Origin of the sequence: Streptomyces sp. CA-146814, assembly GCF_050942385.1 — a bacterium.
In the GTDB taxonomy this organism is placed as follows: domain Bacteria; phylum Actinomycetota; class Actinomycetes; order Streptomycetales; family Streptomycetaceae; genus Streptomyces.
Genome location: NZ_CP192068.1, coordinates 573,739 through 597,896 on the forward strand (window position 1 = coordinate 573,739; position 24,158 = coordinate 597,896).

The window sequence follows — 24,158 nt, forward strand, 5'->3', positions numbered from 1 at the left end:
CTGCCGCTACCGGTCTCAGCCGACCTTCCGGCCGGCCAGGGGTGCGGTGTCCTCGCCCCGGCCTTCCCGTACGCCGTGCAGGAACGCGTTCAGCGCCTCCTCGGCCGTACGGGTCGGCTGCCAGCCCAGCGTCTCGCGCGCCCGGCCGGAATCGAGCACGGGCAGCCGCAGCACCGCGTCGAACAGGTGCGGGGAGGCCGGTACGGCGTGGGCCCGCCAGGCGCCCGCGAGCGCCGTACGCACCAGCGCCCTCGGGATCCGTACGACACGGGCGTCGAGCATCTCCGCCAGTTTGCGGGCGTCGATCACCGGGTCCGCCGCCAGGTTGAAGGGGCCGCGTACGTCGCGCAGCACCGCCAGCCGGTACGCCTCGGCGGCGTCGTCGGTGTGCAGCACCTGGAACCGCAGCCCTTGCAGGTCGGGCACGAAGGGCAGCAGGTCGGGGCGGAGAAGGTTGCCCGGGACGTGGCGGCCGGCGAAGATGCGCCGCTGTTCGGACGCGGCCGTCTCCTTGAAGAGGAAGCCGGGCCGCATCCGGACCACCCGGATCTGCGGGTGCCGCAGCTCGAAGGCGTCGAGAACGCGCTCCAGGTAGGCCTTCTCCCGGCAGTAGGCCGCGTCCGGCCAGCCGTGCGTGGGCCACTCCTCGTTCACGCCGGGCTCGTCCTTGGGGCCGGGTGAGTAGGCGCCGACGGACGAGGCGTGCACCAGGGCGGGGACCCCGTTCCGCTCCACCGCGCGGAAGACCCGCTGGGAGCCGAGTACGTTGCTCCGCCAGGTGACGACCGGGTCGTGGGTGGGCTGGAAGCGCCACGCCAGGTGGACGACGGCGTACGCGCCGCGCAGCAGGCCGGTGAGCCGCTCCTCGCTGTCGTCGCGCGAGAGGTCGACGGTGTCCCACTCGACGCCCGCGATCTCCAGGGCGGGCCGCCTGCGTGCCAGCCCCAGGACCGAACCGACCCCGGGGTCGGCGGCCAGGGCGCGGACGACGCTCGTTCCCACGTTGCCGGTGGCCCCGGTGACCACGATCCTCTTGCCGTCGGACCGTCCGGTGCTTTCCATCAGTGCTTCCTTCCGCCAGGGAACATCGGGGACGCCATCAGGGGACGAGCAGGGTCTTGATCATGCCGTCGGCCTTCTTCTGGAAGGTCTCGTACGCCTGGGGCCCCTCCTCCAGCGGGAGGTGGTGGGTGGCGAAGGAGTCCACCCCCAGCGGGTCGCCGTCGACCAGCAACGGCAGCAGGTCGTCGACCCAGCGCTTGACGTTGGCCTGGCCCATACGCAGCTGGATCTGCTTGTCGAACATGGTCAGCAGCGGCATCGGGTCGGCGGATCCGCCGTAGACGCCGGAGACGGAGACCGTGCCGCCCCGGCGCACCAGGTCGATCGCGGTGTGGAGGGCGGTGAGGCGGTCGATGCCCGCCGTCTCCATCAGGCGCTGTCCCACCTTGTCGGGCAGCAGGCCGACCGCCGCGTGCGCGGCCTTGGCGACGGGCGCCCCGTGGGCCTCCATGCCGACGGCGTCGATCACGGCGTCCGTGCCGCGCCCGTCGGTGAGGTCCCGGACGGCGTCGCCGAGGTCCTTGGCCTTGTCGTACCGGCGCAGGTCGAGGCAGGTGGCCCCGTACGCGCTGACCCGGTCGAGGCGTTCGGGGACGCGGTCCACGCCGATGACGAGGCCGGCGCCGCGGTGGATCGCGATGCGTGCGGCCATGGCCCCGATGGGTCCGAGGCCGAGGACGGTGACGCTGCCGCCGGGCGGGATGTCCGCGTACTCCACGGCCTGCCAGGCGGTCGGCAGCACGTCCGAGAGGTAGACGAAACGGTCGTCGGAGGGGCCGTGCGGCACCTTGACGGGCAGATCGTTGCCGAAGGGCACCCGCAGGTACTCGGCCTGTCCGCCGGGCACCTGCCCGTAGAGCTTGGTGTAGCCGAACAGGGAGGCGCCCGTGCCGCGCTCACGTACCTGGGTGGTCTCGCACTGCGAGTGCAGTCCCTGACCGCACATGTAGCAGTGGCCGCAGGACACGTTGAAGGGGATGACGACCCGGTCTCCCGGGGCTACGGAGTGCACCTCGGGCCCCACCTCCTCCACGACGCCCATCGGTTCGTGGCCGAGGATGTCGCCGGGATCGAGGTAGGGGCCCAGCACCTCGTAGAGATGGAGATCGGAGCCGCAGATCCCGGTCGAGGTGATCTTGACGATGATGTCCGTCGGATCCTGGATCCTCGGATCCGGAACGGTCTCCACCCGGACATCCCGCTTTCCCTGGTACGTCAATGCGCGCACGGTTCCACTCCCTGTTTCGCGTCGGATCCCACGGCCGTTCCCCCGGGTTGTGGACGCATGCCGAGTTCCCACAGGGCTCCTCGTGAAACACGGTCGTGTGGTGCCATGGGTGTGGTGCGAGGATGACCTCATGGGAAACAGCGCCCTCATCGTCATCGACATGATCAACGCGTATGACCACCCCGACGCCGAGCTGCTCGTTCCCTCCGTCCGCACGGTTCTTCCACAGCTCACCCGGCTGATCGAGCGGGCCCGCTCCGAAGGCGTTCCGGTCGTCTATGCGAACGACAATTTCGGCGAATGGCGGTCGCATCACGGGGAAATCGTCGAGGCGACTCTCGCCGGGAAGAACGCCGAGCTGGTCGAACCGATCCTGCCGGACGGCGATTCCCTTTTCGTCGTCAAGGCGCGGCACTCCATCTTCTACGAGACGCCGCTGAGCTATCTGCTTTCCCAGCTGGGCGCGGACCATGTGGTGCTCTGCGGCCAGGTGACGGAGCAGTGCGTGCTGTATTCGGCACTCGACGCGCATATCCGGCAGCTGCGGGTCACCGTGCCGAAGGACGCGGTGGCCCACATCCACGAGGATCTCGCCGAGGCCGCGCTGCGCATGATGGAGCGCAACATGAGCGCCGCCGTCCGGACGGCGGAGACCGTGGCGTTCTGAGAGGCGGGCCCGGGCTCCCGGCCCGACGGTCCACCGGGAGGGTGAGGGGCCCCTCACCTCGGGCGGGCCGGGCTCAAGGGCGTTGGGCGCGGGGCGGGTTCGCGTGTGGCGTTCTCCCGGACCCGGCGGCAGGATTCGGCGATCAGGCGGGAGACGTGCATCTGGGAGAGGCCGAGTTCGGTGGCGATGGCGCTCTGGGTCATCCCGGCGAAGAAGCGGAGGTAGAGCACCCGTCTCTCGCGCTCGGCCAGCCGGCTGAGGCCGGGCTTCGCCGCCTCGCGGTCGAGCACCAGGTCGAACGCCTCGTCCATGGCGCCCAGCCGGTCGCCCAGGAGCGCCTCCCCCGTGCCGGTGGCCGTCTCGACGTCGATGGACAGGGCGGTGAAGCCGTGCAGCGCCTCGCTCCCCTGCCGTACCTCGTCCTCGGTCAGGCCGGTGTGCTCGGCGATCCGTGCGGGTGAGGGGGCGATGCCCATGGCGGCCAGTTCGGAGCCGGCGAGGCGGATGGCGTTGCGGAGGTTCTGGACGCGGCGGGGGACGTGGACCGACCACATGCGGTCCCGGAAGTGCCGTTTGATCTCCCCGGTGACGGTGGGGACGGCGAAGGGGGCGAAGGCGCGGCCGATGGCGGGGTCGTAGCGGTCGACGGCGTTGACGAGTCCGATCGCCGCCACCTGCCGCAGGTCCTCCAGCGTCTCGCCGCGATTGCGGTAGCGGGCTGCCAGGCGGTGGGCCATCGGCAGCCAGGCACAGATGATCTGCCCGCGCAGCCGCTCCTTGGCGGGGCCGGCGGGAAGCTCCGCGAGACGGCGGAAGTCCGCTTCCGTGTCGGGGTCGTCGGCGTACCGGCTTTCCTCGGCCATGGGGTGCGGCTCAACTCCTCGCCGTACGGGATCGATGTCGCCGGGAGGGTGACGCGCCGGGGCGGGGCCCCACGTCAGAGAGGGCGGCCCGCGCGGTATCCGTCGCCGGGGCGTGCCTCACCTCCGAAGCACCCTCGTTGCCTTCCCCGGTGCGCGGAACCGTGAAAACGCGGGGGCGGTGCGTTCACCCGACCGGTCGCCGGGCTGGCTGCCGCCCTCTTCCTCGCGCGGGGCCGCCCCGCGCGAGGAAGAATGGCACTCAGGAAGAGTCGCCCGCTGCGCCGACCGAGGAGGGTCATGGCTGTACGTCACCACCTCATCGACCGACCGCCGGCCGCCGTCTGGGCGGTCCTGGAGGACGGGTCCCGGTACGGGGACTGGGTGGTCGGGACCTCGGACTCCCGCCCTGAGCGGGGCGACTGGCCCGAGGCCGGTTCGTCGATCACGTACCAGGTGCATGTCGGGCCCAAGCGGTTCGAGGGGCGCACGGTCGTCCGGCACGTCGACCGGCCGGGGACGCTGGAGCTGGAGGCGGAGGGCGGCCCCTGGGGCACGGCCCGGATCGCCTTCGACATCCGTCCGTGGGGCGAGCGGACCCTCGTGATCGTCGACGAGCACCCGCTGCGCGGCCTGGGCGGCACGCTCCACAACCCGCTGCTGGACACCCTGCTCCAGCTCCGCCACCGCACCATGCTGGCGCGCCTCACCCGGCTGGTGGAACGCGTGACGGCCGCGGAACCGGACGGCGGCCCGCGCGTCGCCGCACCGGCCGACTGATCCCGGGCCCCGCCAGGCGTGCTCCCGGGCGAAGGACGGTGCCATGGTGGACGCAGTAGTGATCGGTAGCGGGCCCAACGGCCTGGTGGCCGCCAATGTGCTGGCCGACGCCGGCTGGTCCGTGGAGGTCCTGGAGGAGCAGGACGAGCCGGGCGGCGCGGTCCGCAGCGACCGTGGGGTCGATCCGGCCTACGTCAACGACCTGTTCAGCTCGTTCTACCCGCTGGCGGCGGTCTCCCCGGTGCTGGCGGCCCTGGAGCTGGACCGGGAAGGTCTCCGCTGGAGCCGGGCGCCCCGGGTCCTCGCCCACCCGCTCCTGGACGGCGGTTGTGCCGTACTGGACCGCGACCGGGCGGCCACCGCCGAGGGCCTCGACGGCTTCGCCCCTGGTGACGGGCAGAGCTGGCTGGATCTGTGCGCCCTCTGGGACCGGCTGGGCGACGACATCGCCGCCTCCCTCTTCTCCCCCTTCCCACCCGTCCTCGCCGGGACCAGGCTGCTCGCCCGGCTGCGGGCGGCGGGAGGGCTGCGGCTGGCCCGCAGCCTCGTCCTCCCCGTACGCAGGCTGGGCGAGGAGGAGTTCAACGGCGAGGGCGGACGGCTCCTGCTGGCCGGCAACGCCCTGCACGCGGATCTGGCCCCCGAGGCGGCGGGCAGCGGCGGCTTCGGCTGGCTGATGTCGATGCTGGGGCAGTTCCACGGCTTCCCGGTCCCGGTCGGGGGCGCCGGTGCCCTCACCTCGGCCCTGGTGCGGCGACTGGAGTCACGCGGGGGCAGGGTGCGGTGCGGGCAGCGGGTGACCGAGGTCGTCGTACGGCAGGCCCGTGCCGTAGGCGTCCGTACGGCCTCCGGCGACGCGGTCCCGGCCCGCCGGGCGGTGCTCGCCGATGTGTCCGCCCCCAGCCTGTACGGGGAGCTGGTCGGCGCGGAGCATCTGCCGGACCGGCTCCTCGGCGACCTGCGTCGGTTCCAGTGGGACTTCGCCACGTTCAAGGTGGACTGGGCGCTGGACGGACCCGTCCCGTGGCAGAGCCCGGCAGCCGCCACGGCCGGGACCGTGCACCTGGCGGACGGCGTCGACGAACTCAGCCGGTGGGCCTCCCAGATCGCCCGCGGCCTGATCCCGGACCGCCCCTTCCTGCTCCTGGGGCAGATGACCACGGCGGACGCGACACGTTCGCCCCGGGGCACCGAATCGGCCTGGGCCTACACCCATGTGCCCGCCCACGTGAAGGCGGACGCCGGCGGGGAGGGCCTGTCCGGCGCGTGGGGCGCGGGCGAGCAGGAGAGGATGGCGGACCGGGTGGAGGAGCAGGTGGAACGGTACGCTCCCGGCTTCCGCCCCCGCGTACGGTCCCGGCGGATCCTGGCACCGCCCACGCTCCAGGCGGCGGACCGCAACCTGCACCACGGCGCGATCAACGGCGGTACGGCCGCGCTGCACCAGCAGGCGGTGTTCCGCCCGGTGCCGGGCACGGGCCGCCCCGAGACCCCGGTGAAGGGCCTGTACCTGGCCTCCGCCTCCGCCCACCCGGGCGGCGGTGTCCACGGCGCCCCGGGCGCCAACGCGGCCCGGGCAGCCCTCCGTTCGACCCGCGCCACCGCCACCGTACTGAGCACGGCCCAGCGGATGATGAGCCGCCGGGGGCGGCGCGGGGAGGTGTGAGAGGCGAGGGCTGCGGTGGCCCCCGCTCCGCGGGACGACATCCGGGCGGAACGGCAGTCGGCGCACCTGCTGAAGCAGGACGGCACCCACGACGGCCGCGGTCCGCCTCGGCTTTCTGCTCGCGGGAGCCGTCGCCTTCGTCGTGTACGGCACGCTCACGTACGGAGTCTGAAGCCAGCCACGGGAAGCGGCCGGCCGGGCCCTCGTGCCTCCGTGGCGAGGACCGCGGCCTGGACGCGGCGTTCGACGCCGAGCTTGGCCAGGATGCGGGAGATGTTGTTCTTGACCGTCTTCTCCGCGAGGTGGAGCCGCAGGCCGATCTCGCGGTTGGTGAGGCCTTCGCCGATGAGCGCGAGGATGTCCTGCTCCCGGGCGGTCAGCGCCGCGACTCCGGCGGGCCGCTCGTCCTGGGCGGCGTCGCCGCGGAGGCGGGCCATCACGCGGGCGGTGGCGCCGGGGTCGAGCAGTGAGCGGCCGGAGGCGACCGTCCGTACGGCCTGGACGAGGTCGGTGCCGGTGATCTGCTTCAGTACGTAGCCGGAGGCGCCCGCCACGATCGCGTCGAGCAGCGCCTCCTCGTCGTCGAAGGACGTCAGCATCAGGCAGGCGAGTTCGGGCATCCGGGAGCGCAGTTCACGGCAGACGCCGACGCCGTCCCCGTCGGGCAGGCGGATGTCCAGGACCGCGACCTGCGGGCGCAGAGCGGGGATCCGGGCGAGCGCCTGGGCGACGGTGCCCGCCTCGCCGACGACGGTCAGGTCGGGCTCGGCGTCCAGCAGGTCGTGCACGCCCCGACGCACCACCTCGTGGTCGTCGAGGAGGAAGACCGTCACCGGTGTCTTCCCGTCGGTGCCCGTGGCCTGGTCCGTCATCACATGCTCCGTCATCTCTTGTCCGTGCCCGCCGCGCCGGGCTGCGACGATCGTGCCGTACGGGCGGTGCCGGCGAACAGGGCCGGTCGGCCCTCATCGGCCGCTCAGGTCAGCGGGGCACGCCAGAGCAGCCGGCTGCCTCCGCCGTCGGGCGTGGACAGCTCCAGGGCGCCGCCGACCTGGCGGGCGCGCTCGGCGAGGTTGTCCAGGCCGCTGCGGCGGCTCTGTTCCGGGATGCCTCCGCCGTTGTCGGAGACCGTCAGGCGCACCTCGTCGGCCGTCGCCTTCAGGCTCACCTCGACCCGGGTGGCGTGTGCGTGGCGGGCCGCGTTGCTGAGGAGTTCGCCGAGCGCCGCCACCACGTGTTCGGCCACGTCGAGCGGTACGTCGGTGTCGAGCAGGCCCTCCATGCTGAGCCGGGGCGGGAGCCGAGCGAGGTGACCGCGTCGCCGACCGTGCGGGAGGCGCGTGCGCGCAGGCTGGAGCCGGGGCCCTCGTCGCGGGCGCGCAGGCCGAAGATGGTGGACCTGATGATCTTGATGGTCTCGTCCAGGTCGTCGACCGCCCGTGCCACCCGCTCCGCCGCGCCGGTGTGCTCGATCAGCCGGGCGGTGCTCTGGAGCGTCATCCCGGTCGCGAACAGGCGCTGGATCGCCAGGTCGTGGAGGTCGCGGGCGATGCGGTCCCGGTCCTCCAGGAGCGCGACGTGTTCGGCGTCCCGTCTCCGTACGGCCAGTTCCAGGGCGAGCGCCGCCTGGCCCGCGAAGGCGAGCAGCGGCTCCAGGTCCGCCTCGGTGAAGACCGGTTCGCCGACCTCGCGGACCAGCAGCAGGACGGCCGCTCCGGCCGCCCCGAGCGGAACGGCGACCGCGGGACCGGGGCCCGTGGCCAGGTGGGGGTCGGCGAGGAAGCGCGGGTCCTTGCCGAGGCAGGCGGAGACCACCTGGGTGCCCGCGGCCGACGCGGCGCCGGCCAGGGTGTTGTCGACCGGGACGACGAGACCGCGCAGGCCGTCGCCGTCCGCGTCCGCGGAGAGGTCGACGGACAGCTCCACCACCAGGCTGTCCGTGCCGGACACCGGTGCGGACACCTCGGCCAGGCGGGCGCCGGTGATCTCTCCGGCCCGGTGCGCGATCAGCTCCAGCACGTCCTGGCGGGCCTCGCCCGACAGCAGGTGGTTGGTGACCTCGGCGCCGGCCCGGAGCCAGCGGTGGCGGCGCTGGGCGCTCTCGTACAGGCGGGCGTTGTCGATCGCCACTCCGGCGGCCACCGCCAGCGTGGTGATCACGGACTCGTCCTCGGCGTCGAACTCCAGGCCACCGCGCTTGTCGGTGAGGTAGAGGTTCCCGAACACCTCGTCGCGTACGCGGATCGGCACACCGAGGAACGTCCGCATCGGCGGATGGTGCTCGGGAAAGCCGAACGAGGCCTCGTGCGCGCCCAGTTCGCGCAGCCGCAGCGGCTCCGGGTGCCGGATCAGCTCACCGAGGAGGCCGTGTCCGGCCGGGAGCGGTCCGATCCGCTCCCGCTGTTCGCGCGTCATGCCGGAGGTGAGGAACTGCGACAGGCTCCGCCCGTCGGGCCCGATCACGCCGAGCGCGCCGTACTGCGCGTCCACGAGGTGCGCACCGGCCTCGACGATACGGCGCAGCACCTGGGACAGGTCCAGTTCGCGGCCGACCGAGACGACCGCCTCCAGCAGGCTGTGCACCCGGTCCCGGGTCCCCCGGGCCGCGTTGATCCTCGCCTGCAGCTCCTCCAGCAGCTCGTCCAGCCGCATCTGCGGCATCCGCGACAGCGGCTGCTCGTCCCCCACAGCGCCCTCTTCCCGTCCGCCCCGTCACCTACCGCGCCACTCTATGGGGCCGCCGCCGCGCGACCGGAGCCCGCCCCGTGGGGAGGCGGGGCGGGCTCCGGTCGTTCGCGTGCGGGACGCCGGGACACGTACGTCAGGCGTACGGAATCGGGCGCGGACGTACGGACGTCAGGCGTGCGGGACGACGGCGACCGGGCAGCGGGCGTGGTGCAGGACCGCGTGGGCGGCCGAGCCGATCCGGGTGCCGACCGGGGCCCGGCGGGCGCGCCTGCCGACCACCATCAGCTGCGCCTCGGTGGACTCCTCCACCAGCACCTGGCCGGCGCTGCCCATCTCCACGTGCTCCGTGACCTGCACCTCGGGGTACTTCTCGCGCCACGGGGCCAGGGCCTCCTGGAGGGCCTTGCGCTCGAAGGGCTCCAGGCCGCCCGAGGCGTCGGCGAGGGCCAGGGAGGCGCTCCAGGTGTAGACGGGCGGCAGGCTCCAGGCGCGGACCGCGCGCAGCGGAACTCCCCGTACGGAAGCGGCCGCGAAGGCGAAGCCCAGCACGTCCGCGCTCTCCTCCGGGCTGCCCTGCTGGCCGACGACGACCTCGCCGTTCTCGCGGACCGGGTACTCACCGTCGTAGGCGCGGACGGAGACGACAGGACCGTTCGCTCCGGCGATCACCTGCTGGCCGTAGGAGCCCAGGAGGAAGCCGAGGAGCGCCCCGTGGCCCCGGGTGCCGAGGCAGAGCAGGGCGGAGCGCTCGGCCTCGGCGAGCAGCGCCACGACCGCGGTCTCGGGCAGCACCCGGCTGGAGACGGGCAGTTCGGGATACCGGTCGGCCACCTGCTCCTCGGCCTCGCGCAGTACGGCCCGGGCGGCCTGCGCCTCCGTCTCGCGGTTCTGGACGAGCGGGATGTCCAGCGGCTGCCAGAGCCAGGCGTGCACGATGCGCAGCGGCAGACCGCGCAGAGCCGCCTCACCCGCCGCCCAGTCGGCCGCCGCCAGACTCTCCGGCGAACCGTCCACCCCTACGACCACGGCCTTCTTCACGCGTCTGCCTCCGTACGTCCCTGAGCGACCGGCCCCCTCGACCGGCCGCTGGGAGCCAGCATTCCGCCCGGCACGCACCCACGGGAGGGCCGATCGGCCCTCCTCGGCGGGGACGTTCGGCGCCGGGGAGCCCTCAGGTCGCGTCCGGCGGTGCGGGGCCGACGTGGTGCACGGTCACCTCCGCGACCGTGCGGAGGGCCAGGCGGCCAGGCCGAGCGGGCGGCCGAGCCCGGAGCCCGACAGGACGACGAGGCACGGGAGCGCCTGACACCGGTCCAAAAGCGGTACGGGACCGGCTGCACCACGTCCGACCTGCGGGGATCCCACCGGATGCGAGCCGAGGACTGAAACGTGTGGCAGCGGGTAGGCGGGTTGCGTTTGAGGGCTGCGTGGTGCGGCCGATCCGACGGGGGACACGACATGGAACTGCTGATGGCGGACCGAGCGACCGAACAGAACCCGCAGGCACCGGGCACGGGCACGGTGCTGGGCAGCGCCGCGTACGACATGGGTTCGGGAGAGATCGCCCGGGCCCGGGGCTTCGTCCGGGAGTTCCTGGCGGACGCGCAGTCGCTGCACGGTCTGCCCGTCTCCGCACGGGCGATGGATCTCGCGCAGCTGGTGGTGAGCGAGCTGGCCACCAACGTCTGCAAGTACGCCCCGGGCCCGTGCCTGCTCGACCTCGAAGCGGGCGACGGCCTACTGGGCATCACGATGTGGGACACCGGTTCGGTGCTGCCCACCAGCCGGCAGGCCGATCCGACGCGCATGGGGCAGCACGGGCTGGAGATCGTTCTGGCGGTCTGCGAGAGCTTCGAAGTGCGCCGCGAACCGGTGGGCAAGCGCGTCCGCGTACGGATCTCGCTGCTCGACGGCCCCCAGGGCGGGTCGGCGGCCTGGTAGGGCGCCCGCTCGGCTCGCTCCTCCGTCCTGGCATGGCAGAACCCCCACAACGGACCGTTGTGGGGGTTCTTTTCATGGACCTGTACCGACGGCCTCGGTTCCGGTGACCCGGTTCCGTGGCCCGGTCTCAGTTCTGGGTGAGCATGCCTTTCCTCAGCGTGGTGAGGAGGCGGGAGAGGAGCCGGGAGACATGCATCTGGGAGATGCCCAGATGTTCGCCGATCTGCGCCTGGGTCATCTCCTGGCCGAAGCGCATCCGGACGATCTCCCGGTCGCGCTCCTCCAGGGTCTCCAGCAGCGGGGCCAGGGCGTGGAGGTTCTCGATCAGCTCCATGCCCGGGTCGTAGTCGCCGGTGATGTCGGCGTAGCTGGTGGTGCTGTCGGAGCCGCCCTGGTCGGTCCCGCCGATCGGCAGGTCGAGGGAGCCCGCCGTGTAGCCGTTGGCGGCGATGAGGCCGTCGATGACCTCCTCCTCGCTGATCGCCAGGTGCTCGGAGAGTTCGGCGACGCCGGGGTCGCGGCCCAGGGTGGAGGTGAGCTCCTCCTTGGCCTTGGCCAGGGCGACGCGCAGTTCCTGGAGGCGCCGGGGGACGTGGACGGACCAGGTGGAGTCGCGGAAGAAACGCTTGATCTCGCCGACGATGTACGGGATCGCGAAGGAGGTGAACTCGACCTCGCGCGACAGCTCGAAGCGGTCGATCGCCTTGATCAGGCCGATGGTGCCGACCTGGATGATGTCTTCCATCTGGCCGTCACCGCGGTTGCGGTACCGCTTCGCGGCGAACTGCACCAGCGACAGGTTCATCTCGATGAGGGTGTTGCGCGCGTACTGGTACTCATGGGTGCCCTCTTCGAGCACCTGCAACTGTTCGAAGAAGAGCGCGCCCAGCGCCCGGGCGTCCTTCGGCGCGATCTTCTGCGGATCGTCGATCTGCGGGAGTGCCGCCGGTGCGGCGATCCCGGTCGCGGCCTCCATGGATATCGACATTACGACCTTTCCTGTCCCAGACGCTGCCGCGGAATCCCGCCTGCATGTGGCTGCAGGTACCCGGGTTCCCGCGGAACACGCCTGCGGGAACAACGTCGTTCAGGGATCCGCCGGGACCGGCCCGTCACGGTCGGCCGGGACCTCAACTTCGTGGACATGAGTACCACCGGCCGGGAAACCCGCTGGGTATGACAGACACAGCGAAGCCGGGCCCCGGCAAGGAAGACGGGCGCGAAGACGTCCGCCGCGAGGGTGGAGCGGGACCTGATGCGGAGGTGGCGGAGCGGGCCCCGGACCAGCCGACCGAGCTGCCCCGGCGCTCCTGGACGGCGGTGCTGCGCGGCACCTTGAAGGAGTTCCAGGACGACGAACTCGCCGATCGCGCCGCCGCTCTGACGTACTACGGAGTGCTGGCGCTGTTCCCGGCCCTCCTGGTGCTGGTCTCGCTGCTGGGCATCGCGGGCGAGTCCGCCACCAAGGAGGTCCTGGAGAACCTGCAGAAGCTGGCACCCGGTTCCGCCCGGGACATCATCAGCGATGCCGTGGAGCAGCTCCAGGGCAACGCCGGTGTCGGCTCGTTCATGGCGATCGTGGGTCTGGCCGTCGCCGTCTGGTCGGCCTCCGGTTACGTCGCCGGGTTCATCCGCACCTCGAACGCCGTCTACGACATGCCGGAGGGCCGGCCGGTGTGGAAGATCCTGCCGCTGCGCCTGGCCCTGACCGTGACGCTGATGGTCCTCGCGTGTGCCAGCGCGCTGATCGTGGTCTTCTCCGGCGGCATCGCCCGGCAGGCCGGCGCCGCGCTGGGTATCGGGGACACTCCGCTGACCATCTGGTCGATCGCGAAGTGGCCGGTCCTGGTCCTGCTCGTCGTCGTCATGATCGCGTTGCTCTACTGGGCCGCGCCGAACGCCAAGGGCCGCGGGTTCAGGTGGGTGACGCCGGGCAGCTTCCTGGCCCTGGTGATCTGGCTGGCCGCGTCGGCCGGCTTCGCGTTCTACGTCGCGAACTTCGCCTCGTACAACAAGACCTACGGTGCCCTCGCCGGTGTGGTCGTCTTCCTGGTGTGGCTGTGGATCACCAACCTGGCGATCCTGCTGGGGCTGGAGTTCGACGCGGAGATGGTCCGCCAGCGCGCGATCGTCGGCGGACACCCCGAGGACGAGGAGCCGTACGTGGAACCTCGCGACACCCGCGCCTGGAGCGACGATGTCCGCCGCCGCATGGAGCAGCCGTGAGCGGTGCCGGCTTCTTCGGCGGGGACGGGTGCGGCCGCGGTTGCTGGGTAGCCGGACGGTGACGGCGTACACATCCGGACGCTGGTGTTCCGCCGTGGCGGTCCACGTCCCGTGACGATTCCCGACCGTTCGAGGAGAGCGAGGAGAGCAAGGTGACCTCATCATGAGCACAGCAGAGCGGCACGCCGACGGGTCCGGCGAGCAGGTGGGTGCGCTGGTCGCGCGTGCCTCGCAGCAGATCTCGGAGCTGGTCCGCGAGGAAATGCAGCTGGCACGTTCGGAGATGACCCAGAAGGGCAAGCGCTACGGGAAGGGCGGCGGCCTCTTCGGCGCCGCGGGTCTCGTGGGCGTCCTGGCGGCCCAGGCCCTGGTGGTGACATGCATCGCCGCACTCGCGCTGGTCCTGCCCGTGTGGGCGGCGGCTCTCATCGTCACGGCGGTGCTGGCGGCGATGGCGGGCCTGGCCGCGCTGGCCGGGAAGAAGCAGATCGCCCGGGCCGGCACCCCCGCCCCTGAACAGACCATCGACAGCGTCAAGGCCGATCTGGCCGAGGTCAAGGAGAAGGCTCACCGATGAACGACGAATCGCAGAACCAGATGGGCACCCCGACCCCCGAGGAGCTGCGCGAGCAGGTCGAGCGCACGCGCGACGAACTCGGGCAGACCGTGGAGGCGCTGGCGGCCAAGGCCGACATCAAGGCACAGGCGAAGGCGAAGACCGCGGCGGTGAAGGAACAGGCCGCCGAGAAGACGGCAGCGGTGAAGGAACAGGCCGCGGAGAAGACCGCGGTGGTCCGGGAGCAGGCCGCCGAGAAGACCGCGGCGGTCAAGGAACAGGCCGCGGAGAAGACCGCGGCGGCCTCCGCTCAGCTCCGTGAGAAGACGGAGCAGGCCGCGCAGACGGTGAAGGACAAGACGCCGGACGCGGTGCTGGAGAAGACCGCGCAGGCCGCCGCACAGGTCCGCGAGAGCGCGGCCCAGGCCAAGCGGTACGCGGCGGAGAAGACGCCCGACCCGCTGCTGGAGCAGGCGGACCGGGCCGCGACGGCCGCCCGCGCCAACCGCACCCCGCTCATCGCGGGCGGTGCGCTGCTGGCCGTCTTCCTGCTGATCCGCCGCAGCCGGGGACGTAACCGATGAAGGCGTCCAAGATCGCCTACAAGCCGGTCGGCCTCGCCCTGGGCGCGGTCAGCGGCATGATCGCGGGCGCCGCGTTCAAGCAGGCGTGGAAGCTGATCGAAGGCGAGGGCGACGCCCCCGACGCGCTGGACGAGGACCGTCCATGGCGGCAGATCCTCCTCGCCGCCGCCGTACAGGGCGCGATATTCGCCGTGGTCAAGGCCACGGTCGAACGCTCCGGCGCCCAGGCGACCCGGCGCGTCACGGGCACCTGGCCGGCCTGACCCGCCGCGGTGCCGGCCCCCGCACGGACGGGTCGGCACCGCCCGGACAGGGGGCGGGGATCAGGCGCTGACCATCTGGAGGGGCACCTCGACGACGCCGTACGCGACGAGCGCGCAGACCGCGGCCGCCCCCAGCGACAGCGCACGCCCCTTGTGGTCCCGGGCCATCACCAGCGGGATCAGGACGAACAGCGCCAGACAGGCGTACGCCTCCGGCAGGTAACCGAGGTCCAGGGCGTACATCAGCCCCTCCATCCCCCAGAGACCGGCGAACGCGCCCAGGCCCACGACGCGGCGCCGCACGTCCCGGCCACGCCGCCACCACCAGCCCGCCGCACCGAACAGGGGCCCGGCGACGAGGGCCAGCCCGAGCCACACCAGCGGGAAGAAGAGACTTCCCGCTCCGTCACGCCCGAACTCGGCGTACCCGTAGTACCCGACCACCAGTCCGGCCTCCGCGACCGCGCCGCCCAACGCGGCCTGTACGAGCCGCTCGTGCCGGTACAGCACCGCGCCGACGACGAAGGCGGCGGCGGACCAGACCGCACCGGAGTTGGCGAGCTGCTGCCACGTGTCGGGCAGCCACCCCTGGGCCAGGTTGGTGAGCACACCGAGGAGCAGACCACCGCCCGTCGCCACAGCGGCGCGGCCGACCCGGGCGCGCACGTCGCTTCTCGGCGCGGCGGGGGCGTCCGGGATGGTGCTGATGGAGGTCATCGTCGTCTCCATGGTCATGGTTTCAGGAGTTCTCAGGAGCTGAGGGCTCTCGGGCGTCCTCAGGAGTTCGCGACTATACACTTCGCGTATACATGTAGCGCATAGCGCCTGTGCTCCGGTGGCAGAGTGACCTCCATGTCCAACTCATATGCGCAGCCCGTCCTGAGAACAGGTGATCTCTCAGAGGGCCTGCGATCGGTCGAGCGGTTGCTCGGGATCGCCGATCTCCAGGACCTGGAAGTCGATTTCGAGGTGCTCGTCTCCTCGGCGCACGTCCTGACACCTCTGCTGAAGTTGTTCCCGGACGCCGAGTGGTGGGCGGAAGGTGGCAGGGGCGGCTCGTCGGCGAAGGGCGACGAGCCGTCGACGCACCTGCCCGTCCGGCTGAGGAGCTGGGCCCCTTCCCCGGAGGCCGTGGGGCCTTTCCTCGGCGCACGGGGTGACAGCCCGGCCACCGTGCGGTGGGACTTCATGGGCTGGCCCGCCGCCCCCGAAGTGGGCTTGGGCTGCGGAGGAGCCAGGGGCGCGTTCGTGACGCTGTGCGTGAACGCCCACGATCTCGAACTGGATGAGCCCGCGCCGGACCACACCGTTTTCGTCCATGTGAAGCAGGTCGAGGCCGAGCGAGCGCCGTGGCTGGCCGCACAGGTCGGGCTGCGGGTGATCGGCGACCTGGTGATGGCTCCGGACTGAGGACCGGGTCTCGAGAACCACCAGGGGGCCTGTTCTCACCCGTGGAATCCGCGGCGGAGGGCCTGCCGTCCGTATGCTTCACCGGGGTCGTCCGGGCCCTAGTACGTGGACGGTGACGCGTTGACGCGCTGACCGGCAGGGTCCGGCACAGGAAAGGACACAGGGGCATGGCTCTACGGGTGCTCGTCGTTGGTGGCGGGCTGATGGGGGCGGCCGCCGCCTGGCGCCTCTCGGTACGCGGCCACCAGGTCACCGTGCTGGAACGTTTCGGCCCGGGTCACGACCGCGGCAGCTCGTACGGAACCTCCCGGATCTTCCGGCTGGCGTACGGCGAGCCCTCGTACACCGAGATGGCCCTGCGCGCCCTGCCCCTGTGGCGGCGGCTGGAGGAGGAGAGCGGGCAGTCGGTGCTGACGCTCACCGGGGCCGTCGACCACGGCCTGCCCGAGGCGTTGGACCGGCTGGCCGGTGTGCTCGCCGGGGCGGGGCGGTCCGCGCGGCGCCTGTCCCCCGGTGAGGTGGCCGACCGGTGGCCGGGGCTCCGGGCCGACACCAGCGCGCTGTACCACCCGGACGCCGGGCGGGTGCACGCCGACGACGCCGTGGGTGCGCTGCTCAAGGCGGCCGGGCAGCGTGGCGCCGAGGTGCGGCACGGGGTGCGCGTGACGGAGATCCGGCACACCGGACGTACCGGCGGAGGCGGAGTCACCGTCGTCACGGACGCCGACGAGGCGCTGACGGCGGACGCAATCGTGGTCGCCGTGGGCGGCTGGGCGCCGGGATTCCTGCCGGACCTCGTGAGCGGCCTGCCGCCGATGCGCGTCACCCAGGAGCAGCCGGTGCACTTCCCGGTGCCGGACGCCCTGGAGTGGCCGTCGTTCATCCACCACCCGGGGGCCGGCTGGAACGTGGAGGGCGGCCTGTACGGGCTGGGCAGCGCGGACGGCGTCAAGATCGGGCTGCACGGCGTCGGGCCCGTCGTGGACCCCGACCGCCGCGACCGTACGCCGGACCCGGCGGCCGTCGAACGCCTCCGCGCCTACGCCGAGGAGTGGCTGCCCGGTGTCGCCGGCACCGAGCCGACCCCGCTCACCTGCCTGTACACCACGACGCCCGACGAGGACTTCGTCATCGACCGGCAGGGCCCGGTCACCGTGCTGGCCGGCTTCTCCGGGCACGGCTTCAAGTTCGGCCCCGCCATCGGCGAACTCGCCGCCGACCTGGTCGAAGGACGGCCGGGCATCGCCCGCTTCGCCCTCGGCCGCACGGCACCCGCGCACTGAAGCCGTAGCCGTTCTCAGGACCGGCTAGTCGGCCCGGCCGTCCTCCTCCGGAGGACGGCGTACCTCCTCGCGGTCCTTCTCCAGGCGCTCGTCGAGCTTCTTCTCGTCCGGGCGGCGGGGCATGCCACGGCTGTGGCCGGTGTGGGGGTCGCCCTCGACCTCTTCGTTCGACTTGTGGTGGTGGTGAGCCATCGGTCACTCCTTGTCGTCGTTACGGATCGAGCAGTGGAGGGAGTCGTCCTTCACATCGGCGACGATCGTGTGGCCCGGTCCGGCCTCGCCGCCGAGGAGCAGGGAGGCGACACGGTTGTCGAGCTCCGTCTGGATCGTGCGGCGCAGCGGACGGGCGCCGAACTCCGGCTGGTAGCCGTGGGCCACGAGGAGCTTCTTCGCCGCCTCGGTGACCTCCAGCGTCAGGCCCTGGGCGTGGACGCGGTGCTTGCTGCGGTCCAGCAGGTGCTCGACGATCTCGGACAGGTCGTCCTCCGTCAGGCTGTGGAAGACGATGATGTCGTCGATGCGGTTGAGGAACTCGGGCAGGAACCGGCCGCGCAGATCCTCCATCAGCTCGTCCTTGAGCTCGGCGGCATCGCCTTGGTGAGCGAGGATGCGATGGGCGCCGATGTTGGACGTCATGATGACGACGCAGTGGCGGAAGTCGACCGTGCGGCCCTGACCGTCCGTGAGCCGGCCGTCGTCGAGGATCTGGAGCAGCGTGTTGAAGACATCGGGGTGCGCCTTCTCGACCTCGTCGAACAGCACCACGCTGTACGGATTGCGCCGCACCTTCTCGGTGAGCTGGCCCGCCTCGTCGTAGCCGACGTATCCGGGAGGCGCTCCGACGAGCCGGGCGACCGTGTGCTTCTCCTGGAACTCGCTCATGTCGAACCGGATCATGCGGTCGTCGGCGCCGAACAGCAGCTCGGCCAGCGTCTTGGCCAGCTCGGTCTTGCCGACACCGGTGGGGCCGAGGAAGAGGAACGAGCCGACGGGCCGGTTGGGGTCGCCCATGCCCGCGCGGTTGCGGCGTACGGCTTCGGAGACCGCGGCGACGGCCTCGTCCTGGCCGACGATCCGGGCGTGCATCTCCTCCTCCAGCTTGAGGAGTTTCTCCTTCTCGCCGGCGGTGAGCTGGGAGACGGGGATGCCGGTACGGCGGGAGACGATGTCGGCGATGTCGGAGGCCGTCACGGAGACGACGCCCTCCCGGCGCTCCTCGATGCCCGCGAGCTCGCCCTCCACCTCGGCGATCTGCTCCTTGAGCTCCTTGGCCCGCTCGAACTCCTCCGCCGCCACCGCCTGGTCCTTCTCCCGGCGCAGCTTGGCGAGGCGGTCCTCCCGGCTGACGACCTCGGTGGAGCGGTTGGCGCTGCGCAGCCGTACACGGGCACCGGCCTGGTCCATCAGGTCGATGGCCTTGTCGGGCAGGAACCGGTCGGAGATGTAGCGGTCGGACAGTTCGGCGGCCGCCGTCAGGGCCCCGTCGGCGAAGCGGACCTGGTGGTGGGCCTCGTACGCGTCCCGCAGTCCTTCGAGGATCTGTACGGTCTCCTCGACGGTGGGCTCCGGGATCAGGACGGGCTGGAAGCGGCGCTCCAGGGCGGCGTCCTTCTCGATGTGCTTGCGGTACTCGTCGATCGTCGTCGCGCCGACCACGTGGAGCTCGCCGCGGGCGAGGGCGGGCTTGAGCATGTTGCCCGCGTCCATCGAACCCTCGCCGGTCGCGCCGGCACCGACGACGGTGTGGAGTTCGTCGATGAAGAGGATGATCTCCCCTTCGGCCTCCTGCACGTCCTCGATGACCTTCTTCAGCCGCTCCTCGAACTGGCCGCGGTACTGGGCTCCGGCCACCATGCCGGACAGGTCCAGCGAGACGACCCGCTTGTCCTTGAGGGTGTCGGGCACCTCGCCCGCGACGATGCTCTGGGCCAGCCCCTCCACGATGGCGGTCTTGCCGACGCCCGGTTCGCCGATGAGCACGGGGTTGTTCTTGGAGCGCCGCGACAGGATCTCGATGGTCTGCTCGATCTCCTCGGCCCGGCCGACCACGGGGTCGAGCCTGCCGGCCTTCGCCTCCTCGGTCAGGTCCCTGCCGAACTCGTCGAGGGTCTCGGACGGCTGCTTGCCACCGGCCGGAGCCCCGTTCGCGCCGGACGCCCGGCCCGTCGCTCCGCGCAGCTCTCCGACGTCCAGATCCTCGGAGCGCAGGAACCGGGAGGCGCCGGAGTCGGCGTCGGCGAGGAGCGCGCCGAGGATGTGTTCGGGGCCGATGTACGAGACCTCCGCCGCCTGCGACCTGGCGTGGGCGAGGGCGAGGGTCCGCTTGGCGGCCGGGGTCAGGCCGGGTTCGGAGGACGGCTCCTGCGACTCGCGGGGCAGCACCTCGGCGATCCGGTCGCCGAGCCGTTCGGGATCGACCCCGGCCTGGGCCAGCAGCCGCCGGGTGGGCTCGACCTGGGTGGCGGCCCACAGGAGGTGCTCCGTATCGAGGTCGGACGTACCGTCCTGGACCGCTCTGCGGGCGGCGGCGTCCAGGAGTTCGCGCGAGGGCTCCGAGAGGAGCCGGCCGATGGGCACGCGCTGCACGGCCGGGGGCGACGAGGCCGGCGACATACCGAAGAAGCGATTCAGCAGTTCGCTGAAGGGGTCCGGCGAACCGGAGGGAGAACCGAATGCCATCGACATGCCAGCTCCAGATGAGCGAATGGGGGTCCCATCCACTCAAACCCGATGCCCATGGGTCCGCAAACGGTACGGCCGGGCGGGGCCGGGCCCGCCCTCGTGGACGGCGGCCGGGGTACGCCGGTTCACCCGAATGCCGCATTCCCCCCGGCGGGAGAGATCGTTGTGCGGAGTGCGACGACGGAAAGCATATTTCGTTTCGAATTTGACGACTTCCAGGGCCGTATCCGCGACGACCCTCACGGCACGGCTCCACCGGTGAACCGTCCGCCCCCTCACCGCGCGCCCCCTTCCGGCTGCGGCGTGCGGCAAGGAGAGCGGTGCAGAAGAGAGGTACAGATGTACGAAGGAAGCATTCCGCTCGAGGACTTCCTCGACACCATGAACCGGCTCCAGGCCGACTTCGAACGACGGCTGGGGGGCATCGAGCGCAAGGCACTGCCGACACCTCCGACGCACGCGCACGCGCAGGAACGTTCCAGCTCAACCGCGTGGACGCCGGAGGACGGGTACCGTCCGCTCGGCATCGAGGCGATCTGGACCACGTCCCGCGAAACGCAGGGCGGAGGTCCGAACGGTCCGCAGAGCCACGCCCACTCCTCGCCTCGCACCTGGGCACTCCGGCCGACTGACCACCCCGGAAGAAACGTTCATCCCTCCTTTCCCCGGGAGCAGCCCTCCAGAGCAGTCCTAGACCCCCCGCCGCGACTCCCCCACCGGCAGGACCAGCAGATACGCCCCACTGACGCACACCGTGACCACGCCGGTCGGCAGCAGGACGCCCGGAATCGTCTGCCGCGCGGCGATGTCGGCGCCGAGCAGACCATCGCGCTCGGCCGGGGCGCGGAGGCGACGGTGCCGTGCCGGGCGTGAGGTGCAAGGGGCCGTCCTCGGGCGGACGTCCCAAGCGCGGACGCCCCTCGGCGGAACGCCCCAGGGCCGGACACCTCAGGACCGGACACCTCAGGACCGGACACCTCAGGACCGGACGCCCGAGGCGGACGCCGCCAGGCCGAACGCCCCCGGCCGGTCAGCTCCCCGGTACGTAATGCTGCGGAAGTCCCCGCCGCTCCTCCGGCGGCAGGTTGCGGGCGGGCGTCTCCACCGGGCCCGGCACCGGCCGCCCTCGCTCGCGGTCCCAGCCCGCCCGGGCGCGCGGGTGGAAGCGGTACCGCTCGGGAACGCACCGCCAGGCGTGGTGCACCAGCCGTCCGAGCCCGGCCAGCAGCCGTTCGTCGCGGGGCGTCCAGCGCAGCCCGAGGCGCTCCCGTACGGCCTGCGGATACAGACCGATCGTCATCCACAGCGTCAGCCGCACGAGCGGGATCCGGGCGACGGCCCACAGCGGCGACGGCAGCCACCGCAGGAGAGGCGGCCGAGCGATGCGGCGCATGTTCAGGACGTCCCGGGTCGGCCGGTTGTCCTCCAGGACGTCCGCGCACATGTGGTCCCAGTACCGCTGGAACTCCTCCCAGCTGCCGGGGACGGGCCGCATGGACAGGCCGTACAGCGCGTACCAGCGGACGTGCTCCTCGTAGAGCGTGTGCCGCTGCGCTTCGGTGAGGCCGCCGCCGAAGCGCTCGGCCACCTGCACGGTGAGCATGAAGAACGTGGCGTGCGCCCAGTAGAACGTCGCCGGGTCGAGCGCGTGGTACGGGCGGCCGCGCTCGTCGACCCCGCTGATCGACGCGTGGTAGCCGCGCACTTCACGGGCCGTACGGGCGGCGAGCGGGCCGTCGTACACGACTCCGCCGATCGGGTACAGCGAGCGGAAGAGGCGCTCCCACCGCTCCTCGAAGAAGCGCGAGTGTTCGGCGACGCCCGCGCCGAGTCCGGGGTGCATGTTCTGCATCGAACCGGCCCACGGAGCGAGGAGTAGGCCTCTCCAGTCGCCGAACCAGCGCCAGGTGAGCGAGTCGGGGCCGAGGGGTTCGACGGTTCCCGGCCCGGCCGGGTCATGAGCTGATGGTTCCACGTGCGCCTCCATTCTGAGGACACCTGTCATCACATCGAAAGGTAAAATGTGAGGACGGCTGTCGTCAATGGGCCGGAAGGCAACGGAGCGGAGAGGAAGGCGAGTTGGCCGAGCGGAGCTGGGGCGGGACCAAGCTCGCCGATCGTCGCGCGGCCCGCCGGACGAACCTGCTGGACACCGCCGAGCGGCTGGCCGGCGAGGAAGGATGCGCGGCCGTCACGGTCCGGTCCGTCTGCCGGCAGGCGCGCCTCACGGACCGCTACTTCTACGAGAGCTTCGCCGGCCGCGACGAGCTGCTCCTCGCCGCCTTCGAGCGGGTCGCCGACGAGGCCAGGAGGGCTCTGGAGGAAGCCGTGGCGCTCAGCGACCCACAGCCGGAGGTCCGGGCCCGGGCCGCCGTCGCCGCCTTCGTCGCCCTGGTCCTGGACGCCCCGCACAAGGGCCGCCTCCTGCTCCTGGAGCCTTTCGCCGACCCGGCTCTCGGCGCGCACAGCCACCGGCTGATGCCGGTCTTCACCGACCTCGTCGGCGGCCAGCTCGCCGGTACGGGAGACGGCATCGACCGCCGGATGGCCGCGCACGCACTGGTCGGCGGCCTGGCGAGCCTCTTCGCGGGGTGGCTGCACGGCACGCTCGACGTACCACGTGAGCGACTGGAGGCGCACTGCGTGGAGCTGGTGCTCGCGGCGACATCGGCACCATCGACCCGGACCTAGGGCAGCGGCACGGGCTCCTCACCGTCACACAAAACGAACACAGTGAAAGAACGTTCAACAACCTTCTCAACCGCTTTCCCGCTCCGTACGGTTGGGGACCCATGAGTCCCCCCATCGCACCTGTGGGCTGGAGCCGCTGGCTGGTTCCGCCCGCCGCTCTCTCGATCCACCTCTCCATCGGCCAGGCCTACGCCTGGTCCGTGTTCAAACCCCCACTGGAGGACGCGCTCGGCCTGAGCGGCACGCAGAGCGCGCTCCCCTTCCAACTCGGCATCGTCATGCTCGGCCTCTCCGCGGCCTTCGGCGGCACGCTCGTCGAGCGCCGCGGGCCGCGCTGGGCCATGACCGTCGCCCTCGTCTGCTTCTCCTCCGGCTTCCTGCTCTCCGCGCTGGGCGCCGCGACCGGGCAGTTCTGGCTGATCGTCCTCGGCTACGGCTTCGTCGGCGGCATCGGCCTCGGCATCGGATACATCTCGCCGGTCTCGACGCTCATCAAGTGGTTCCCCGACCGGCCCGGCATGGCCACCGGCATCGCCATCATGGGCTTCGGCGGCGGCGCGCTGATCGCCTCACCCTGGTCGGCGCAGATGCTGGAGTCCTTCGGCAGCGACACCTCCGGCATCGCGCTGGCCTTCCTCGTCCACGGACTGAGTTACGCCGTCTTCATGCTGCTCGGCGTCCTGCTGGTCCGCGTGCCGCGCCCGCGCGCCGAGGAGCGGCAGGCCGGTCGCACCACGGCCGCGGACGGGCCCCGGGTCTCGGCGCGCCAGGCGCTGCGTACCCCGCAGTTCTGGCTGTTGTGGGTGGTGCTCTGCACGAACGTGACGGCCGGTATCGGCATCCTGGAAAAGGCCGCGCCGATGATCGCGGACTTCTTCGCGGACACCTCGGCCCCGGTCTCGGCCACGGCCGCCGCCGGTTTCGTCGCCCTGCTCTCCGCAGCCAACATGGCCGGGCGCATCGGCTGGTCGTCCACCTCCGACCTGATCGGGCGGAAGAACATCTACCGCGTCTACCTCGGCGCGGGCGTGCTCATGTACGCGCTCATCGCGCTGGTCGGCAGCTCCTCCAAGCCGCTGTTCGTCCTGTGCGCGCTGGTGATCCTCTCCTTCTACGGCGGCGGCTTCGCCACGATCCCGGCCTACCTGAAGGACCTGTTCGGCACGTATCAGGTCGGGGCGATCCACGGACGGCTGCTCACCGCCTGGTCCACCGCCGGTGTCCTGGGACCGCTGATCGTGAACTGGATCGCCGACCGGCAGGAGGAGGCCGGGAAGCACGGCGCGGAGCTGTACAGCACGTCGCTGCTCATCATGATGGCCCTGCTCGCGGTCGGCTTCGTGGCCAACGAACTGGTCCGGCCGGTCCACCCGTCCCACCACCTCGACGCCGTACCGGCGCAGAAGGGAGCGTCCGATGTCCGGCAGCAGCAGTCCGAATCCGCCTGAGGTGAGGGACCGGCGGCCGCTGATCGTCCTCACCTGGCTGTGGGTGGGCGCGCCGCTCGCGTACGGCCTGTACGAGCTGTTCCGTAAGGCCACCCAGCTGTTCACCGGCTGACCCCGAGACGC

Annotated in this window: 23 protein-coding genes and 2 pseudogenes; 13 read left to right on the plus strand and 12 right to left on the minus strand. The window is 71.8% G+C overall.

Features of this window, described 5'->3' with window-relative positions; all coding sequences use genetic code 11:
* Positions 1 to 15: 15 nt before the first annotated feature.
* Both ACQP09_RS02385 and ACQP09_RS02390 read right to left on the minus strand, forming a co-directional pair.
* Complete coding sequence (locus ACQP09_RS02385; protein WP_433395577.1) at positions 16 to 1,062, minus strand: NAD-dependent epimerase/dehydratase family protein; 1,047 nt, start codon at positions 1,060 to 1,062, stop codon at positions 16 to 18.
* 37 nt (positions 1,063 to 1,099) lie between these two features.
* A complete protein-coding gene (locus ACQP09_RS02390; RefSeq protein WP_433395578.1) occupies positions 1,100 to 2,290 on the minus strand; it encodes a zinc-dependent alcohol dehydrogenase in 1,191 nt (396 codons plus the stop codon).
* Positions 2,291 to 2,420: 130 nt separating this feature from the next.
* Between ACQP09_RS02390 and ACQP09_RS02395 the strand changes: the two genes are divergently transcribed.
* Positions 2,421 to 2,957, plus strand: coding sequence for a cysteine hydrolase family protein (locus ACQP09_RS02395; protein WP_433395580.1), 537 nt, complete (start codon positions 2,421 to 2,423; stop codon positions 2,955 to 2,957).
* A gap of 53 nt (positions 2,958 to 3,010) precedes the next feature.
* Here ACQP09_RS02395 and ACQP09_RS02400 read toward each other — a convergent pair whose 3' ends face one another.
* A complete protein-coding gene (locus ACQP09_RS02400; protein WP_433395582.1) occupies positions 3,011 to 3,820 on the minus strand; it encodes a SigB/SigF/SigG family RNA polymerase sigma factor in 810 nt (269 codons plus the stop codon).
* Between the two features lie 297 nt (positions 3,821 to 4,117).
* Here ACQP09_RS02400 and ACQP09_RS02405 point away from each other — a divergent pair, with 297 nt between their 5' ends.
* Both ACQP09_RS02405 and ACQP09_RS02410 read left to right on the plus strand, forming a co-directional pair.
* Complete coding sequence (locus ACQP09_RS02405) at positions 4,118 to 4,597, plus strand: SRPBCC family protein (RefSeq protein WP_433395584.1); 480 nt, start codon at positions 4,118 to 4,120, stop codon at positions 4,595 to 4,597.
* A 43-nt stretch (positions 4,598 to 4,640) separates the two neighbouring features.
* Positions 4,641 to 6,263, plus strand: a complete 1,623-nt coding sequence (locus ACQP09_RS02410; protein ID WP_433395586.1) for a phytoene desaturase family protein — start codon at positions 4,641 to 4,643, stop codon at positions 6,261 to 6,263.
* Positions 6,264 to 6,418: 155 nt separating this feature from the next.
* Here ACQP09_RS02410 and ACQP09_RS02415 read toward each other — a convergent pair whose 3' ends face one another.
* From ACQP09_RS02415 to ACQP09_RS02425, 3 genes and pseudogenes are all read right to left on the minus strand, one after another.
* Positions 6,419 to 7,135, minus strand: coding sequence for a response regulator (locus ACQP09_RS02415; RefSeq protein WP_433395588.1), 717 nt, complete (start codon positions 7,133 to 7,135; stop codon positions 6,419 to 6,421).
* A gap of 104 nt (positions 7,136 to 7,239) precedes the next feature.
* Positions 7,240 to 8,924, minus strand: a pseudogene (locus ACQP09_RS02420) (GAF domain-containing protein).
* Positions 8,925 to 9,119: 195 nt separating this feature from the next.
* A complete protein-coding gene (locus tag ACQP09_RS02425) occupies positions 9,120 to 9,989 on the minus strand; it encodes a universal stress protein (protein WP_433395590.1) in 870 nt (289 codons plus the stop codon).
* Positions 9,990 to 10,409: 420 nt separating this feature from the next.
* Here ACQP09_RS02425 and ACQP09_RS02430 point away from each other — a divergent pair, with 420 nt between their 5' ends.
* Complete coding sequence (locus ACQP09_RS02430) at positions 10,410 to 10,892, plus strand: ATP-binding protein (RefSeq protein ID WP_432149895.1); 483 nt, start codon at positions 10,410 to 10,412, stop codon at positions 10,890 to 10,892.
* 127 nt (positions 10,893 to 11,019) lie between these two features.
* On the opposite strand, the gene ACQP09_RS02435 is transcribed toward ACQP09_RS02430, so the two are convergent.
* Positions 11,020 to 11,880, minus strand: a complete 861-nt coding sequence (locus ACQP09_RS02435) for a SigB/SigF/SigG family RNA polymerase sigma factor (RefSeq protein ID WP_433395592.1) — start codon at positions 11,878 to 11,880, stop codon at positions 11,020 to 11,022.
* Between the two features lie 188 nt (positions 11,881 to 12,068).
* Between ACQP09_RS02435 and ACQP09_RS02440 the strand changes: the two genes are divergently transcribed.
* The 4 genes from ACQP09_RS02440 (at position 12,069) to ACQP09_RS02455 (ending at position 14,521) form a co-directional block, all read left to right on the plus strand.
* Complete coding sequence (locus tag ACQP09_RS02440; protein ID WP_433395594.1) at positions 12,069 to 13,118, plus strand: YihY/virulence factor BrkB family protein; 1,050 nt, start codon at positions 12,069 to 12,071, stop codon at positions 13,116 to 13,118.
* 163 nt (positions 13,119 to 13,281) lie between these two features.
* Complete coding sequence (locus ACQP09_RS02445; RefSeq protein ID WP_433395596.1) at positions 13,282 to 13,695, plus strand: phage holin family protein; 414 nt, start codon at positions 13,282 to 13,284, stop codon at positions 13,693 to 13,695.
* Positions 13,692 to 14,258, plus strand: a complete 567-nt coding sequence (locus ACQP09_RS02450; RefSeq protein ID WP_433395598.1) for a DUF3618 domain-containing protein — start codon at positions 13,692 to 13,694, stop codon at positions 14,256 to 14,258. Before ACQP09_RS02445 ends, ACQP09_RS02450 begins: the two co-directional genes overlap by 4 nt.
* A complete protein-coding gene (locus ACQP09_RS02455; protein ID WP_401113275.1) occupies positions 14,255 to 14,521 on the plus strand; it encodes a DUF4235 domain-containing protein in 267 nt (88 codons plus the stop codon). Before ACQP09_RS02450 ends, ACQP09_RS02455 begins: the two co-directional genes overlap by 4 nt.
* A gap of 60 nt (positions 14,522 to 14,581) precedes the next feature.
* Here the strand turns inward: ACQP09_RS02455 and ACQP09_RS02460 are convergent, their stop codons facing one another.
* Positions 14,582 to 15,238: a DUF6518 family protein gene (locus ACQP09_RS02460; protein WP_433395600.1), complete on the minus strand. Its 657-nt coding sequence runs from the start codon at positions 15,236 to 15,238 to the stop codon at positions 14,582 to 14,584.
* Positions 15,239 to 15,373: 135 nt separating this feature from the next.
* On the opposite strand from ACQP09_RS02460, the gene ACQP09_RS02465 reads away from it, so the two are divergent.
* A complete protein-coding gene (locus tag ACQP09_RS02465) occupies positions 15,374 to 15,931 on the plus strand; it encodes a hypothetical protein (protein WP_433395602.1) in 558 nt (185 codons plus the stop codon).
* A gap of 167 nt (positions 15,932 to 16,098) precedes the next feature.
* Entirely contained in the window at positions 16,099 to 17,214 is a 1,116-nt protein-coding gene (locus ACQP09_RS02470) for an FAD-dependent oxidoreductase (protein ID WP_433395604.1), read from the plus strand.
* A 24-nt stretch (positions 17,215 to 17,238) separates the two neighbouring features.
* On the opposite strand, the gene ACQP09_RS02475 is transcribed toward ACQP09_RS02470, so the two are convergent.
* The 4 genes and pseudogenes from ACQP09_RS02475 to ACQP09_RS02490 form a co-directional block, all read right to left on the minus strand.
* Entirely contained in the window at positions 17,239 to 17,406 is a 168-nt protein-coding gene (locus ACQP09_RS02475; RefSeq protein ID WP_433395606.1) for a hypothetical protein, read from the minus strand.
* A gap of 3 nt (positions 17,407 to 17,409) precedes the next feature.
* Complete coding sequence (locus ACQP09_RS02480) at positions 17,410 to 19,899, minus strand: ATP-dependent Clp protease ATP-binding subunit (RefSeq protein WP_433395608.1); 2,490 nt, start codon at positions 19,897 to 19,899, stop codon at positions 17,410 to 17,412.
* 687 nt (positions 19,900 to 20,586) lie between these two features.
* A pseudogene (locus tag ACQP09_RS02485) lies at positions 20,587 to 20,718 on the minus strand (iron-enterobactin ABC transporter permease); the annotation flags it as partial.
* A gap of 208 nt (positions 20,719 to 20,926) precedes the next feature.
* Positions 20,927 to 21,883 (minus strand): oxygenase MpaB family protein, encoded by a 957-nt coding sequence (locus tag ACQP09_RS02490; protein ID WP_433406472.1) that lies wholly within the window; start codon positions 21,881 to 21,883, stop codon positions 20,927 to 20,929.
* 92 nt (positions 21,884 to 21,975) lie between these two features.
* Here ACQP09_RS02490 and ACQP09_RS02495 point away from each other — a divergent pair, with 92 nt between their 5' ends.
* From ACQP09_RS02495 to ACQP09_RS02505, 3 genes are all read left to right on the plus strand, one after another.
* Positions 21,976 to 22,587 (plus strand): TetR/AcrR family transcriptional regulator, encoded by a 612-nt coding sequence (locus tag ACQP09_RS02495; RefSeq protein ID WP_433395610.1) that lies wholly within the window; start codon positions 21,976 to 21,978, stop codon positions 22,585 to 22,587.
* Between the two features lie 101 nt (positions 22,588 to 22,688).
* Positions 22,689 to 24,035: an OFA family MFS transporter gene (locus tag ACQP09_RS02500; RefSeq protein WP_433395612.1), complete on the plus strand. Its 1,347-nt coding sequence runs from the start codon at positions 22,689 to 22,691 to the stop codon at positions 24,033 to 24,035.
* Positions 24,004 to 24,147: an MFS transporter small subunit gene (locus ACQP09_RS02505; RefSeq protein ID WP_326707124.1), complete on the plus strand. Its 144-nt coding sequence runs from the start codon at positions 24,004 to 24,006 to the stop codon at positions 24,145 to 24,147. The genes ACQP09_RS02500 and ACQP09_RS02505 overlap by 32 nt, the downstream gene beginning before the upstream one ends.
* Positions 24,148 to 24,158: the final 11 nt, after the last annotated feature.

Coding starts and splice junctions, on each gene's coding strand:
- ACQP09_RS02385 (WP_433395577.1), bottom strand. CDS start 1,062: ATGGAAAGCACCGGACGGTCCGACGGCAAGAGGATCGTGGTCACCGGG.
- ACQP09_RS02395 (WP_433395580.1), top strand. CDS start 2,421: ATGGGAAACAGCGCCCTCATCGTCATCGACATGATCAACGCGTATGAC.
- ACQP09_RS02400 (WP_433395582.1), bottom strand. CDS start 3,820: ATGGCCGAGGAAAGCCGGTACGCCGACGACCCCGACACGGAAGCGGAC.
- ACQP09_RS02405 (WP_433395584.1), top strand. CDS start 4,118: ATGGCTGTACGTCACCACCTCATCGACCGACCGCCGGCCGCCGTCTGG.
- ACQP09_RS02410 (WP_433395586.1), top strand. CDS start 4,641: ATGGTGGACGCAGTAGTGATCGGTAGCGGGCCCAACGGCCTGGTGGCC.
- ACQP09_RS02415 (WP_433395588.1), bottom strand. CDS start 7,135: ATGACGGACCAGGCCACGGGCACCGACGGGAAGACACCGGTGACGGTC.
- ACQP09_RS02430 (WP_432149895.1), top strand. CDS start 10,410: ATGGAACTGCTGATGGCGGACCGAGCGACCGAACAGAACCCGCAGGCA.
- ACQP09_RS02435 (WP_433395592.1), bottom strand. CDS start 11,880: ATGTCGATATCCATGGAGGCCGCGACCGGGATCGCCGCACCGGCGGCA.
- ACQP09_RS02440 (WP_433395594.1), top strand. CDS start 12,069: ATGACAGACACAGCGAAGCCGGGCCCCGGCAAGGAAGACGGGCGCGAA.
- ACQP09_RS02445 (WP_433395596.1), top strand. CDS start 13,282: ATGAGCACAGCAGAGCGGCACGCCGACGGGTCCGGCGAGCAGGTGGGT.
- ACQP09_RS02450 (WP_433395598.1), top strand. CDS start 13,692: ATGAACGACGAATCGCAGAACCAGATGGGCACCCCGACCCCCGAGGAG.
- ACQP09_RS02455 (WP_401113275.1), top strand. CDS start 14,255: ATGAAGGCGTCCAAGATCGCCTACAAGCCGGTCGGCCTCGCCCTGGGC.
- ACQP09_RS02460 (WP_433395600.1), bottom strand. CDS start 15,238: ATGACCTCCATCAGCACCATCCCGGACGCCCCCGCCGCGCCGAGAAGC.
- ACQP09_RS02465 (WP_433395602.1), top strand. CDS start 15,374: ATGTCCAACTCATATGCGCAGCCCGTCCTGAGAACAGGTGATCTCTCA.
- ACQP09_RS02470 (WP_433395604.1), top strand. CDS start 16,099: ATGGCTCTACGGGTGCTCGTCGTTGGTGGCGGGCTGATGGGGGCGGCC.
- ACQP09_RS02475 (WP_433395606.1), bottom strand. CDS start 17,406: ATGGCTCACCACCACCACAAGTCGAACGAAGAGGTCGAGGGCGACCCC.
- ACQP09_RS02480 (WP_433395608.1), bottom strand. CDS start 19,899: ATGTCGATGGCATTCGGTTCTCCCTCCGGTTCGCCGGACCCCTTCAGC.
- ACQP09_RS02490 (WP_433406472.1), bottom strand. CDS start 21,883: ATGGAGGCGCACGTGGAACCATCAGCTCATGACCCGGCCGGGCCGGGA.
- ACQP09_RS02500 (WP_433395612.1), top strand. CDS start 22,689: ATGAGTCCCCCCATCGCACCTGTGGGCTGGAGCCGCTGGCTGGTTCCG.
- ACQP09_RS02505 (WP_326707124.1), top strand. CDS start 24,004: ATGTCCGGCAGCAGCAGTCCGAATCCGCCTGAGGTGAGGGACCGGCGG.